This window comes from Ruficoccus amylovorans (genome assembly GCF_014230085.1).
Lineage (GTDB): Bacteria > Verrucomicrobiota > Verrucomicrobiia > Opitutales > Cerasicoccaceae > Ruficoccus > Ruficoccus amylovorans.
Window position 1 is genome coordinate 57,570 of record NZ_JACHVB010000020.1, and the last position, 13,300, is coordinate 70,869.

Annotated in this window: 8 protein-coding genes and 1 tRNA gene; 7 read left to right on the forward strand and 2 right to left on the reverse strand. The window is 59.5% G+C overall.

The features are described from left to right. Positions 1-35 precede the first annotated feature (35 nt). Positions 36-1,109 carry an alkene reductase gene (locus H5P28_RS06725; protein ID WP_185674939.1) on the reverse strand — a complete coding sequence of 358 codons (1,074 nt, stop codon included), beginning with the start codon at positions 1,107-1,109 and terminating at the stop codon, positions 36-38. A 99-nt stretch (positions 1,110-1,208) separates the two neighbouring features. Here H5P28_RS06725 and H5P28_RS06730 point away from each other — a divergent pair, with 99 nt between their 5' ends. After that, a complete protein-coding gene (locus tag H5P28_RS06730; RefSeq protein WP_185674940.1) occupies positions 1,209-1,517 on the forward strand; it encodes an ArsR/SmtB family transcription factor in 309 nt (102 codons plus the stop codon). Between the two features lie 75 nt (positions 1,518-1,592). Continuing rightward, positions 1,593-2,675 carry an alpha/beta fold hydrolase gene (locus H5P28_RS06735; protein WP_185674941.1) on the forward strand — a complete coding sequence of 361 codons (1,083 nt, stop codon included), beginning with the start codon at positions 1,593-1,595 and terminating at the stop codon, positions 2,673-2,675. A gap of 131 nt (positions 2,676-2,806) precedes the next feature. Here the strand turns inward: H5P28_RS06735 and H5P28_RS06740 are convergent, their stop codons facing one another. Beyond that, positions 2,807-4,675, reverse strand: a complete 1,869-nt coding sequence (locus tag H5P28_RS06740) for a sulfatase family protein (RefSeq protein ID WP_185674942.1) — start codon at positions 4,673-4,675, stop codon at positions 2,807-2,809. 238 nt (positions 4,676-4,913) lie between these two features. Here H5P28_RS06740 and H5P28_RS06745 point away from each other — a divergent pair. The 5 genes from H5P28_RS06745 (at position 4,914) to H5P28_RS06765 (ending at position 13,285) form a co-directional block, all read left to right on the forward strand. Beyond that, positions 4,914-4,999, forward strand: a tRNA-Leu gene (locus H5P28_RS06745). A 214-nt stretch (positions 5,000-5,213) separates the two neighbouring features. Continuing rightward, positions 5,214-7,277 carry an ABC transporter substrate-binding protein gene (locus H5P28_RS06750; RefSeq protein WP_185674943.1) on the forward strand — a complete coding sequence of 688 codons (2,064 nt, stop codon included), beginning with the start codon at positions 5,214-5,216 and terminating at the stop codon, positions 7,275-7,277. Between the two features lie 143 nt (positions 7,278-7,420). Next, positions 7,421-9,193 (forward strand): ATP-binding protein, encoded by a 1,773-nt coding sequence (locus H5P28_RS06755; protein ID WP_185674944.1) that lies wholly within the window; start codon positions 7,421-7,423, stop codon positions 9,191-9,193. A gap of 168 nt (positions 9,194-9,361) precedes the next feature. Further along, entirely contained in the window at positions 9,362-10,183 is an 822-nt protein-coding gene (locus tag H5P28_RS06760; protein ID WP_185674945.1) for a hypothetical protein, read from the forward strand. A gap of 240 nt (positions 10,184-10,423) precedes the next feature. Next, a complete protein-coding gene (locus tag H5P28_RS06765) occupies positions 10,424-13,285 on the forward strand; it encodes an alpha-L-rhamnosidase (protein WP_185674946.1) in 2,862 nt (953 codons plus the stop codon). The last annotated feature ends 15 nt before the right edge of the window (positions 13,286-13,300 follow it).

Below are 13,300 nucleotides of genomic sequence, written 5' to 3' on the forward strand. Positions count from 1 at the left end.
CAGCGGATAGGCGTGCGAGCTGGAATCGTTGGCCCTCAGCTCTCGGTCAATGCGGGGTAGTCGGTGTAGCCGACCGGCCCCTTGGCGTAGAAGGTATCGGGCTTGGGCTCGTTGAGGGCGGCTCCGGCGGCGAGGCGGGCGGGCAGGTCCGGGTTGGCGATAAAGAGCTTGCCCCAGGCAACTGCGTCGGCGTCGCCCTTGGCGATGAGATCTTCTGCAGTGGCCAGATCAAGCTCCTGATTGGCAACCATCGGGCCGCCGAAAAGCTTTTTCATCAACGGGCTCAGGCGCGGCTCGGCCTGAGATTCGCGGGTGAAGAGGAAGGCGAGGCCGCGCTTCCCGGTCTCGCGCGCGACGTAGCTGAAGGTTGCCTTCAGGTCAGAGTCGCCCATGTCGTGCGTGTCGCCACGAGGAGCCAGATGCAGGCCCACGCGGTCCGCGCCCCAGACGGAAACCACGGCGTCCACGACCTCCAGCATAAGACGGGCGCGGTTCTCGATTGGGCCGCCATACTCGTCCGTGCGCTGATTGGTGCTATCTTGCAGGAACTGGTCAAGCAGGTAGCCGTTGGCCCCGTGGATTTCTACCCCATCGAATCCAGCCTGCCGGGCGTTCTCGGCTCCACGGCGGTAGGCTTCGACGATGGCGGGGATTTCGCTGGTTTCGAGCGCGCGCGGCGTCTCGAAGCCCTTCATTGGTCGGACCAGGCTGACATGGCCCTTGGGCTTGATCGCGCTCGGAGCGACGGGCAGTTGGCCGTTCAGGTAGATCGGATCGGAGATGCGCCCCACGTGCCACAACTGCATAAAAATCCGTCCGCCCGCATCGTGTACGGCTTGAGTGATTTTTTTCCAAGCTTCGGTCTGCTCAGGGCTCCAGATACCGGGTGTGTCCGGGTAGCCGACACCCATCGGATCGACCGATGTGGCCTCGGTAATGATCAGGCCCGCCCCGGCACGCTGGCGGTAGTACTCGACCATGAGGTCGTTCGGGATGCGGCCTTCGCTGGCACGGCAGCGGGTGAGGGGCGCCATGATGACGCGATTGGGGAGCGTGATCGCTCCGAGTTGAAGAGGCTGGAAAAGCGCGGTTGGGTGAGACGTTTTCATTGTTCGATTGAATTCGAACATAACCGCATTTAGCCCTCCGTCAAATGAAAAGTTTGATCTTTGTCGAACAATGTGCTGATAATAGTATCCGTGAGCGCGATGAAAGCCTATAACCACCCCGACCTCGAAGAGGTGAGCCTGACCACGGCCATGCAGGCGCTGGCCGACCCGGCGCGGATGGCCATCCTGCGGGCTGTGGTGGAATCGGAGTCGGGTGAGATCGCATGTAATGAGATTTCACTACAGTTGAGCAAAGCCACGGTCTCGCACCACTTCGAAACACTGCGGGAGGCCGGACTTATCCGCACCCGCGTGGCCGGGACCAAGTGCCTGTCTTCGCTGCGAGGGGAAGAGTTTGACGAACGTTTTCCCGGCCTGCTCGAACTGGTCCTGAACGAGTCGGACTGAGTCGATGCGATCAGAGCCGGACCCGTGAATACGTTTGCCGGGTTGAAATTTTCCCGCGTCCTGGCATATTGACGCATGCGTTATCTTATCCTGTTTTCGCTTTTGTTCGCCCTTTGCCAGGCCGGAGCTGCCGCGCCGGGCATCCGCCTGGAGGGCGTGAAACCTCCGTTTACGACCGGGACCTACTCCTTTACCAGTCAGGGACAGGAGCTGGAAATGGTTTACATGGACGTGAAGCCCGAGGGCGTGCCGCTGGGCACGGTCGTACTCCTGCACGGCAAGAATTTTTCCGGTTCGTACTTCGCGCAGACCGCGAAGGAACTGGTCAAGGCAGGCTACCGGGTGGTGATGCCGGACCAGATCGGCTTCGGCCGCTCCAGCAAGCCGGGGCATTACCAGTTCAGTTTTCAGCAACTGGCTCAAAACACGCACGGACTGCTCGAATCCATCGGTGTGGACTCGGCCAACATGCTCGGGCACTCAATGGGCGGCATGCTCGCCGTGCGTTACGCGCTGATGTACCCGCAGCAGACGCAGAGCCTGACCTTGCTCAACCCGATTGGCCTCGAAGACTGGAAGGCCAAAGGGGTACCGTACCGGAGTATCGACGAGTGGTACCAGTCTGAGTTGAACAAGACGCCGGATAAAATCCGCGCCTACCAACTGGACTCCTATTATGATGGTCAATGGAAGACCGCGTATGACCCGTGGGTGGAGGAACTGGCCGAGTTTATCAAAAGCCCAGGCTATGCCACCATGGCGTGGGATCAGGCCCTGACCTACGATATGATTTTTACGCAGCCGGTTATCTACGAGTTGGAAGAGCTTGAGGTGCCGGTGCTGCTGATTATCGGTCAGCGCGACACGACCGCGCTCGGCAAGGATCGAGCGTCACCGGAACTGCGCAAGCAACTCGGTAACTACCCAAGGCTCGGACGCGAGGCCGCGGAAGCCATTCCCGAGTCCGTGCTGGTCGAGTTGGACGGGGTCGGTCATCTGCCTCACATCGAGGCTTTCGACCGCTTCATGCCGCCGTACCTCGCCTTCCTGAAAGCCGCCGTTGGGAAAACATCCGCAGACCGGTTCAAGCTCTACCAGTCCTCTTCGGAAAAGCTGATGGACCAGTTTATTTTTCTGCAAAGTATGGGCGGTATGTAGGCCGGCTCAAGGTTGAGGCGGATTGTATTTATGACAAAGAAAGAGGCTTTGCCGCGTGGGCAAAGCCTCTGAAATTTTCGTTTTGACCTTGCTGGTCGAAGCTTGTCCTCAACCCGTGGCCAGGAAAGCACCTACGGCATTCTGAGACGGAAGAACATGGTGTCGTTTGTGCGGTAAGTATCGAAGAGCCAGGTCACATTGACCGTCAGGGTGTCTGCGGTCGGGGTGCTTAGAAGCTCGCCGACATCCTCCCAGGTTTCCAGATCTTCCGAGGCTTGTACCTGGTAGTTGACCGAGGCCTCTGCCTCCCAACTGAGGGTGAGCGAGCCGGAGTTGTCGTTGATGACGACCATGGGCGTTTCCGTCGGCAGCGGGGCGAGCTTGATCTGCTCGGCCAGAGCCAGCTTATCGCTCATGACCGTGCGCTCCGCGCTATAGAGCTCGTAGCGCGGGTGGTCCGGGTCAGCCAGATTCTCCATCTCGAAGGGGTCGGCTTGCAGGTCGTACATCTCGTACTGCTCGGGCTCGACACCGTCGCCGTCGAAATAACGGCAGTACTTGTAGCGGTCGGTGAAGAGCGCGCGCAGACGGTTCGGGGGAGGGATGACCTGCGTGAGGCACTGTCCGCAGCGGATGTCGTCGTAGGTGAAAAGCAGCTCGGTCTGCGGCGGAGTTGCCTCCGGATTCTGAATGACCGGCGACATGTCGGTGCCCCGGAACTTGAACTGGCTGAGGTTGGGCACACCGGCCAGCGTGGCCAGGGTCGGCACCATGTCGATGAGCGAGAAGAGGCTGTCGGTTTCGAACGCGCCCTGATAGAGCTGCGGGTTGGAGATGATGAGCGGCACGCGCAGCGCTTCCTCGTACATCGTGAACGATTTCTGGCGCAGGCCACCGTGGGCGATACCATGCTCGCCGTGGTCGGCCAGCCGGAGGACGAGGCTGTTGTCCGTGAAGCCACGGGCATCCATGGCCGAGAGGATTTCGCCGAACTGGCTGTCAACCAGCTTGATGAGGTTGGCGTAGAAGTTGATGTAGTTGTACTGCTTTTCCTCGGTATTGAGGGGGCCAAGGCCGATGGAGGAGTACTTGAAGCTGATGTGGGCGGAGGGCTTGCTACTGGGCAAAAGCGTGGCTGGCAGGCTGACACCGTTTACCGTCACCTGGTAGTTGATTTGCTCGTTGGCCAGGTTTTCCTCACTGTTGACGGGCGGGGGGATGTCACCGGACAAATAATCCACCGAATAGTCAAAGGCTTCAAAGTTGCTCGGGTAGCCGAGCACGTCGTGCGGGTTAACCAGTGAGACGACCAGCAGAAACGGCGCGGGGTCGTTGTAGGTGTTGATAAAGTCGAGAGCGTCGCTGACGTAGCGGGCGTCGTTCTGGTTTGGCCCGCGAGCGGCGTTCTCCGGGGCGGTGTCGCCCCCTGCGTCCGGCGGGTCCCAGTCCTCAAAGCCATAGGGCAGCAGAGAATCCTCTGTCGCCGGATCAGGTTTGGTCAGGTGCCATTTGCCCTTGAAAAAGCAGCGGTAGCCCGCCGTTCGCAGTACGGTGGCGAGGGTGGGGATGTTCGGGCTCAGTTCGACTTCCGCCTGGGAGAGTTCGCAGCAGGGAGTGCCGCTGGGATCAGTCGAGCCGTCGCAGGTGAAAAAGCTCAGGGTCTGTTCGACGCCGTTTTGCGCCGGGTACAGCCCGGTGAACAAGGCGCTGCGGCTGGGCGAACACATGGCCGTGGCGCAGTAGGCGCGGTTGAAATTCAGCCCGTTGTTTTTCAACCGGGTCATGGTGGGAAGGTTCTCTTCCTCCCAGCCTTCAGGGAAGTGCATGGTCGGCCGTTGCTGGTCGCTGATGAAAAGAACGATGTTAGGCTGGGAAGGGAGCGTCCCCAGGGTGGAGGCCGACTGCGTACCGGGAGTGGTCGAAGCCGGGGATTTATTTGAGCCCAGTAGCGTGGCACCGAAAGCGGTCGCGCTGGTTTGGATGAATGAACGGCGGTCCATGGTTGGGGACAATAGAATCTAATAGTGGTTATTCGTAAAACTATTTCAGTGTCCCTATACATTTTTTTTACTAAGCCCGGGCGCTTCCTTGTGATGCATTGGATTTTATCCGTGCCGCCCTTATCTAGTGGAGTGTCGAAGTCTATTTTCGCGCCAGTCCCTTGGCTTTTTTCGATACAGGACGTTTTGCGCTCTTGCGTTCATCTCAAAAATTCCCTGAGCTTCCTTGCTCTATCCAGCCCGGGTGGTGGAATGGTAGACACTGGGGACTTAAAATCCCTTGCCCGTAAGGGCGTGCGGGTTCGAGTCCCGCCCCGGGCACCATCGTTGTTTTGGTGTTAAAAGTATAGGAAAGGTACTGTGATGGCAGGCTGGTTTGGGCTGAGCTAAGATTCGTTATTGGCAAGCACAGCTGATTTGTTGTAATCTATGGGCTTATATGGGGGTTCGCCAATGGATCGGGCTATTATTGATTATCGGTTCCATTGGGACGGGGATGCCAGGGTTGGGGGCTCAGACGGATGGATCGTTATCGCCTGTGCCGATACGCGTTCAGTTGAAGTGGCTTCATCAGTTCCAGTTCGCGGGCTACTACGCGGCGGTGGAAAAGGGATTTTATGCTCGGCGGGGGCTGGAAGTTGAACTCATCGAGGGGCAGCCGGAACTGGACCCGGCCAAGCGTGTGCTGGGGGGTGGGGCTGAATATGGCGTAGGTACCCCCGAAATTTTATTGGATTATGCCAACGGTGAGCCGTTGGTCGCGCTCGGGGTGGTGTTTCAGCACTCGCCCTATGTCTTTCTGGCTACACTGGACTCGGGGATTTCGGATGTGAGCCAGTTGGCTGGGAAACGTATCATGATGGAGCCCCAGGCGGCGGAGCTATATGCCTATCTGGCGCGTGAGCAGGTGCCGATGGAGAGCCTTGTTGTGCTGCCTCACTCATTCAGTGCACATGACTTACTCGACGGCACTGTGGACGCGATGTCAGCCTATGCCACCGACGAGGAGTTTACCCTGACGCGTGAAAATGTCCCCTATTCGACCTTTTCACCGCGTTCAGGAGGAGTCGATTTTTACGGCGACCTGTTTTTTACCACTCAGTCCGAATTACGGCAGCATCCGGAACGGGTTCGGGCTTTTTACGAGGCGACGATTGAAGGCTGGCAATACGCGCTCGATCACCCGGAAGAGATGGTGGATCTCATCCTCGAAAAATACCAGAGCCGTAAAAGCCGGGAAGCGCTGCTGTTCGAGGCGGACAAGATGCGCCAGCTCATGCACCCGGAGATCATTCCGGTGGGTTACATGTACGCGGGGCGCTGGCAACATATTGCCGAGACCTATCAGGAATTGGGCATGCTGAAGGATCTCCCCAGGCTGGAACCGTTTCTCTATGACCCGAATCCGCCAACCGATTACACCTGGGCCTTGTGGACTTCCGGGGTCATGCTGGCGGTGGCCCTGATCGCCTTTGGGATTCTCCTGCCAGTGTGGCGGCTGAACGGACGACTCCGCCGCGAAGTCGAGATTCGACGACGGACCGAGGCGGAGTTGTACGAGGCCAAGGTGGCGGCCGAACGCGCGAATCAGGTCAAGGCACAGTTTCTGGCCAGCGTGACGCACGACTTACGTACGCCTTTGAATGCGATTCTGGGCCTGTCTGAAGTCATGCTGGACAGTGAGAAGGACGAAGAAAAGCGCGAGCATCTGGAGCACATCAACAACGCCGGGGATTCGCTGCTGCTGCTCATTGACGACCTGCTCGACCTCAACCGTATTGAGTCGGGTCGCATGGAGTTGCGAGATAATGTATTCGTGTTGGACGATGTTTTCGACCAGGTGGCCAACCTGCTGTTTATTCCTGCGCACCGTAAGGGGCTGGCCTTGACCGCCAGCCTGGAATCCTCGGATTGCGCTTCTTTGCGCGGGGACCCTGAGAGGCTGCGTCAGATTCTCTTCAACCTCGGTGGGAACGCCATTAAGTTCACCGATGAAGGGTTTGTGAATCTTCGAGCGGGCAAGGATGCCAAGGGCTGGCTTTGCCTGAGCGTGGAGGACAGCGGGCCGGGGATTTCGGAAGATATTCGGGAGCGTTTGTTCGAGCCGTTTGTGCGCTCGCCGCAGGCCAAGCTCAGAGAGGGCTCCGGACTCGGGTTGAGCATTGTTAAAAAAGTGACCGAGGCGATGGGGGGCTCTGTGGAGGTCGATACGGGCGCGTCAGGGAAGGGGACGTGCTTTCGCATCCATTTACCGATCATCAATGATACGCCCTGTGGGGCCGCGCAAGCGTTGGGGGAGAGTCTGCGCGGACTACGTATCGGTGTCTCGCTGGAGGGCGGGCAACGGGAGGCGGCGGTCATACGCAATCTTCAAAGTCTCGGGGCTGAGGCCGGGGATGTGGGGCATCCTCCGCCCGAGGGTTGGGATCTGATGCTGCTCGATCCGAGCAGAGAGGCGTCAGTGGGGGCTACCGAAGGCCTCCTGGCGGCGACGCCGTGTCTGGTCCTGAAGCCCTCGCGCTCGCTGATAACCCGCCGAACGCTTGTCCGGCTGGTGCGGATACGGCTCTCGCTGGCATCGCCGGATGAAGCTGACCGATGAGTGGCGGAATAGCCCGATCGCCTGCGTTGCGGGTGGGGGAAGACGAGGCCTCGGCGCTTCTTATACGCTGCTTTCGGCGTTTTTAGCGGGAAATCGTAGATGCGCATTGAAATTTTGCGGGGTTTCCTCCATGTGAAAGGGTTGTGAATCGGATCGCACGCTACCGTCTGGTGTGGATTGTCTGCCTGATGCTCCTGGCCGGATTCCTCGCGAACAGCATCAGCAGCTTTTATGTGTCTCGCGCAAATGTCCGTGAGACGATTACCGAAAGTTCCCTGCCGCTGACTTCGGATAATATTTACTCCGTCATCCAGCGGGACCTGCTGCGCCCTATTTTCATTTCCTCGATGATGGCCAACGATGCCTTTTTGCGGGACTGGACGCTCGCGGGCGAGAACAACGTGGGCCAGATGCAGCGCTACCTGGAGGAAATCCGCCGCGAATACGGCACAGTCGCGAGTTTCTTTGTTTCCGAGAAAAGCCGTAATTACTACTATTGGGGAGGCGTCCTGAAGCAAGTGGCGGAGGACGAGCCGCGCGACGTGTGGTACTATCGCGTGCGCGAGATGGAGCAGCCTTTCGAGATCAATGTGGACATCGACATGGCGAATCACGACGCGCTGACGGTCTTCGTGAACTACCGTGTGTACGATTATGACAATAACTTCATCGGCTCGGCAGGCACGGGGCTCACTGTCAACCGAGTCAACGCCCTGATCAAAGATTACGAAGCCCGCTTTAACCGGGAGATCTTCTTTGTCAGCGGTGAGGGGGAAATCGTCCTGCGTCCGGCGGCGAGCGATCTCTCATCGTACGGCAATCTTTCTGAAATTCCGGGATTGAGCGGACGGGCGTCGGAGCTGTTGCAGACCCGTGAGGAAACCCGGATGAGCTACGAGCGCGACGGGAAAACCTTCTTTGTCAACAGCCGCTGGGTTCCCGAGCTCAATTGGTACCTCATGGTTGAGCAATCAGAGGATGAGCTGCTTTCCCCGCTGCGCAAGAACCTGCTGCTGAACGTCCTGCTGGCAGTCGTCATTACGGCACTTGTTTCCTGGATGTGCCTGTCAGCTGTCAGTCTCCACCAGAAACGTCTCCGGGCGCGCAACGAAGAGCTTTCTACCAAGAACCGCGAAATCGAGCACCAGAAGCGCGAACTGCAACGAACCGCTAACGAGCTGGAAGAGGCGAACGTCGCACTCTCGGCCCTGAATCGGGAAAAGGACGAGTTTCTGGGGATTGTCGCGCACGATTTGCGCAGCCCGCTTGGCAGTATCCTCGGTCTCTGCGTGCTGCTGGAAGATGATCTGGCCAAGGCGCCTGGGCGTTCGCTGGAGTTTTTGAAGGACATCGAAAAATGCAGCCTGCATATGCAGGAACTCATCGGTGATATTCTCGACATCAGCTCGATTGAGAGTTTTCACGGCCCGGTCGAACTGGAACCCTGCGTCTGGAATCGATTGGCTGAAGAGGTCCGGGATCGTTTCCGGGTCCAGGCCGCCGCCAAGGACATCGACCTGGTTACCCGGCTGGACCCGGCGGCGGAGCAAGAAGTACTCACCCGCGGCAAGTGGTTGGCCATCTGTCTGAATAACCTGGTCAGCAACGCGATCAAATACTCCCCGCGCGGCTCTCAAGTGCGCATCGAAACCGCCGTGCTGCCTGACGGTGCCTGCGAACTGCGGGTGCGAGACGAGGGGATGGGCATCGCCGAGGAAGAGCGCGAGCAGCTTTTCCAGAAGTTCAGTCCGCTTTCCTCGCGCCCCACGGGCGGTGAACAGTCAAGCGGGCTGGGACTGTACATCGTCCGTAAAATGTGCCAGCGCCTCGGTGCGACGGTCGAACTGCTGCCCGATACGACTCAGGGCTGCTGCTTCGTTATCCGGCACCCGCGGTACAGCACCAGACGCGTTTAGTGTCCCGTTAGCTTAGTTCATGCTGATAGGTGAGGCTCACACAGAAGAGCCTTGTAATAAACGTTGACAAGCCGGGAAAATGGCTTACTCGTGTAAATTAACAATCGCAGGCCTCTTAATGCTGGGCTTGCGCTTTGATTGCTTCATTCAACCTCAATCCTTATGCTCATGAATACCCATATCTTGATTCGCCGGGCCTTCCAAGTGGCTGCATGTCTGTTGCTTGGTGGTTCGCTTTCTGCTCAGACGATCCTGTGGAACGAAGATTTCAGCGGTTCGACGCTGAACCCCAACCTGACCGGAATGAAAAGCGGCGACGGTGTTGTGCCCAGCCTGTCGGACGGAAAGATCACGTTCAATTCCGGCAGTATCGGTTTTGCCCAGTCAAAGATTTATACGGCCAAGACGCAGACCGGTGCTGTCAGCCTCAACGGACATGATGTCTATAACTTCTTCGATGAAGGCTTTACGGTGAGCGTCTCGGACATCTCCTTCACCGGTACGGGCGGGGATTTGTTCATCATGATCGGTGCGGGCATTGATGCGTTCCCGCGCGGCGCAATCCCGGGTGTTTTTCTGCGCCTGGAGCGGACCAGTTCCGGCAGTTACACGCTGAGTCTTAATGACAAGGGCGCGGGCGGGCTGGTCAAGGGCTACACCTATTCCCTGAGCTCGCTGCCTACGAGCCTCTCGCTGAGCTTGAACGCTGACGGCTGGGAGATGACGGTCGGCGGGACGACCTTCTCCGCCGGTGGCACCAGCCGCTCCGGGGACGTGTGGACCTATATCAACTCGACGGACTTTGATACCGCGATCCCGTATCTGTCCATTGGCACGGTCAATTACCTCGCCACCGGGAGCAATGACTTTACGGCCTCGATCAGCGGCTTTGAAGTCGTGACCGCTGTTCCCGAGCCGTCGGAATCCGCATTTCTGTTCGGTCTTTCAACGCTGATCGGGCTCTGGCTGCTGCGTCGCCGTTCCCGATAGCTTGCGGGCGATGGGGGCTTGCCCAATCCGGCAGGCTCCCTCCGCTCTGCCTTTCATTCATCCCCGCCGGAAATGCGTCAGGCTGCGCGGCAGCAGGCAGGTCCTGCGGGATTTTTTATGCGAAAATAAATGCGGCGAGACGCCGCATTTATCCACACGCTCGTTTCGTGGTGTCCGCTGTTACCGCTTTTCCGGGGCGAGCGAGAGACCCACAATCAGCCACCCCGCAGAAGTGTTTTCATGAAAAAGAGTTTTCTTACCCTTTCGTTCGTTACCCTTTCGTTCGTTACCCTTACGTTTTTTTACCTGGCGGCAGAAAGCGTTGCCGCGCTGGAGGTCGGTGAGCTGCGTTGTAGCGGCTTGCCGCATGCGTTGATCGACACGCCTGCGCCTTCGCTGTCGTGGGAGCTGAAGTCCGACCGGCGCGGGGTGACGCAGGAGGCGTACCGCGTGGTGGTGGCGAGTTCGCCGGAGCGGTTGGCAAAGGGCGAGGGCGACCTATGGGACTCCGGTTGGGTTTCATCCGACCAGAGCCTTTACGTGCGCTATGAGGGGGCGCCTCTTGCGCCGATGCAGCGCGGGCACTGGAAGGTGCGGGTGAAGGATAACTTTGGTGAGGAAAGCGATTGGTCCGCGCCGGAAAGCTTTGAGCGGGGCCTGCCAGGCGAGGCGGACTGGCAGCGGGCGGCCTGGATCACCTGGGATGAGACGGCACCGGGGGTGGACCGCTCGGCCTATGCCCGCAGCTATCATCCCGAGTCGCAGATCGTTGAGAAAATCGCAAAGGACGGCGGTAATGCCGGTCCTCACCTCAGCTATGTGTCCCCGCTCATGAGGCGCGAGTTTTCCGTGCCGGAGAAAAAGGTTTCCCGGGCGACAGCCTATGTGGCCGGGCTCGGTTACCACGAGTTTTACCTCAACGGGGAACGGCTCGGCGATAACGTCCTGAGTCCGACCGCGACGACTTATGACCGCGAGGCGCACTACGTCGCCTACGACCTCACGGAGCGGCTACGGACCGGGGATAACGTGATAGGCCTCTGGCTGGGCAGCGGCTTCTGGGGACAGAGTCTGGTCTGGTCACGGGGCAAGGGCCTGGCCTACGGGCCGCCGATGGCGCGAGTACTGCTGCGGGTGGAATATACGGACGGCACGAGCGAATCGGTGAGGAGCGACCGGCATTGGCTGGCCGCGCAGAGCCCGGTCGTTTTTGATAACGTGTATTGGGGAGAGACCTACGACGCCCGGTTGGAAAAGCCGGGCTGGAGTCAACCCGGCTACGATGCCGCCGACTGGTCGCCGATTGTATTCCGTAGCGAACAGCTGCCGGAGCGGCTGATTGCCGATGACGTCCCTCCGATCCGCCGTCTGGCGACACTGGAGCCTGTCTCGATCCAGCCGGGTCGGGACGGCACCTGGATTCTGGATTTCGGGAAAAATATCGCCGGTTGGGTGCGCGTGCGCATGCAGGGCGAGGAGGGCCAACGGGTGTCCATCCGGGTGGGGGAAATGCTGATGAAGGAGGGCGACGACATCGACCCCGGCTCGACAGGATTTCATCCGCTGGGCTTTGCGCAGGAGTGCGTATATATTTCCAACGGACAGGAGGAGGTGTGGGAGCCGCGCTTCATGTACCACGGTTTCCGCTACGCCGTGGTGGATGGGTTAAAGGGAAAGCCGGAGCCGGGCATGTTCGAGGCCGTGCAGGTGGCCACGGCGGCCGAACCGGCGGGCACCTTCACCAGCTCCGACGAACTGCTGAACCGGATATACGCCACCTCCGTGCTGACGATTCAGAACAGCCTGCACGGGCTGATCGAGGACTGCCCGACTCGTGAGAAATGTGTCTGGCTGGGTGATGTGCACGCGCTCGGTGAGGCTGCGTTGTACTCGCTGCGGATGGACGAGCTTTTTCGTAAATTCAACCGCGATGTCGTGAGCAACCTCGGGCGCGGCGTACGCACCTATCACGGCACGTCAGCCAGCCCCGGCATCCCGACCAATGTCGCCACGGGCAAGCGCTATATCAGCCAGGCGCGGCCCGACTGGGGAGCCGCGGTCGTGCTGGTCCCGTGGTACCAGTACCTCTATCGGGGAGACATCAGCCTGGCCGAGCGCCACTACCCGGAGATGAAGCGCTGGGTCGAATATGTGGAGGGGCTGAAGCAGGACGGCTTTGTCACGGATGGCTTCGGCGACTGGTGCCCGCCCGGCTCTGCCCGCAACTACGATACGCCGGTGGAGTTTACCTCCAGCGCCTATCACTTTTATACGGCAGAGATCATGGCGTGGCTGGCCGAGGAACTGAACTATGGCGAGGATGCGGCTGACTTCGCCCGCCTGGCCGAGACGATGAAAACGGCCCTGATCGACGAGTACTGGCAAAAGGACACCGGCGGCTACGCCACGCAGACGGCCAACGCGCTTGCGTTGCGCATGGGGCTGTATCCGCAGGGCGGTCGTGAGGCGTGCGCCGCCGCGCTCGCCCGCGAAGTCAACCGGAAGGGCTACTACTATGCCGGGATTCTGGGGGCGCGCTCACTCTTCACGGAGCTGTCCCGGGGAGAAAGTGATGACCTGGCGGTGAAACTGCTACGTCAGACGACCTATCCCAGCTACGGTTATATGCTCGAAAACGGATCGACGACCTGGCCGGAATCCCTGTCCCGGGATCGCCGCAAACCGGGGCAACGGCTGGCGGGCGGTTCCCAGAACCATCCCATGCAGGCCGGGTTTGTCGCATGGTTTTACGAGGCGGCGGGCGGCCTTCAGCCCTTGCCTGACGAGCCGGGGTTTCGCAGCTTTATCCTGAAACCCTATGGCTACGGCTCGCTGGAGTGGGTGCGGGTGACGCACCACAGCCCTTACGGAGAGATTCTCAGCTCGTGGCGGGTCGAGGATGATGTTTTCGACTGGGATGTTGAAGTGCCCGCAAATACGAGCGCGTTCCTTTACGTGCCCTCAGCAGGGTCGGATTCAGTGCGCGAGAGCGGTCACGCTCCTGAGGCGGATGGCGGAGTCCAATGGCTCAGGCGCGAAGGCGACCGCGACGTTTTCCGTGTCGGCTCGGGGCGTTACCATTTCACGGCGACTTTGAAGTGAGTCTTTCCCCGGCCA

What these genes read in the sequence shown, in the direction of transcription:
- H5P28_RS06735 (WP_185674941.1), top strand. Translation starts at nt 1,593, where the DNA reads ATGCGTTATCTTATCCTGTTTTCGCTTTTGTTCGCCCTTTGCCAGGCC.
- H5P28_RS06725 (WP_185674939.1), bottom strand. Translation starts at nt 1,109, where the DNA reads ATGAAAACGTCTCACCCAACCGCGCTTTTCCAGCCTCTTCAACTCGGA.
- H5P28_RS06730 (WP_185674940.1), top strand. Translation starts at nt 1,209, where the DNA reads ATGAAAGCCTATAACCACCCCGACCTCGAAGAGGTGAGCCTGACCACG.
- H5P28_RS06760 (WP_185674945.1), top strand. Translation starts at nt 9,362, where the DNA reads ATGAATACCCATATCTTGATTCGCCGGGCCTTCCAAGTGGCTGCATGT.
- H5P28_RS06765 (WP_185674946.1), top strand. Translation starts at nt 10,424, where the DNA reads ATGAAAAAGAGTTTTCTTACCCTTTCGTTCGTTACCCTTTCGTTCGTT.
- H5P28_RS06740 (WP_185674942.1), bottom strand. Translation starts at nt 4,675, where the DNA reads ATGGACCGCCGTTCATTCATCCAAACCAGCGCGACCGCTTTCGGTGCC.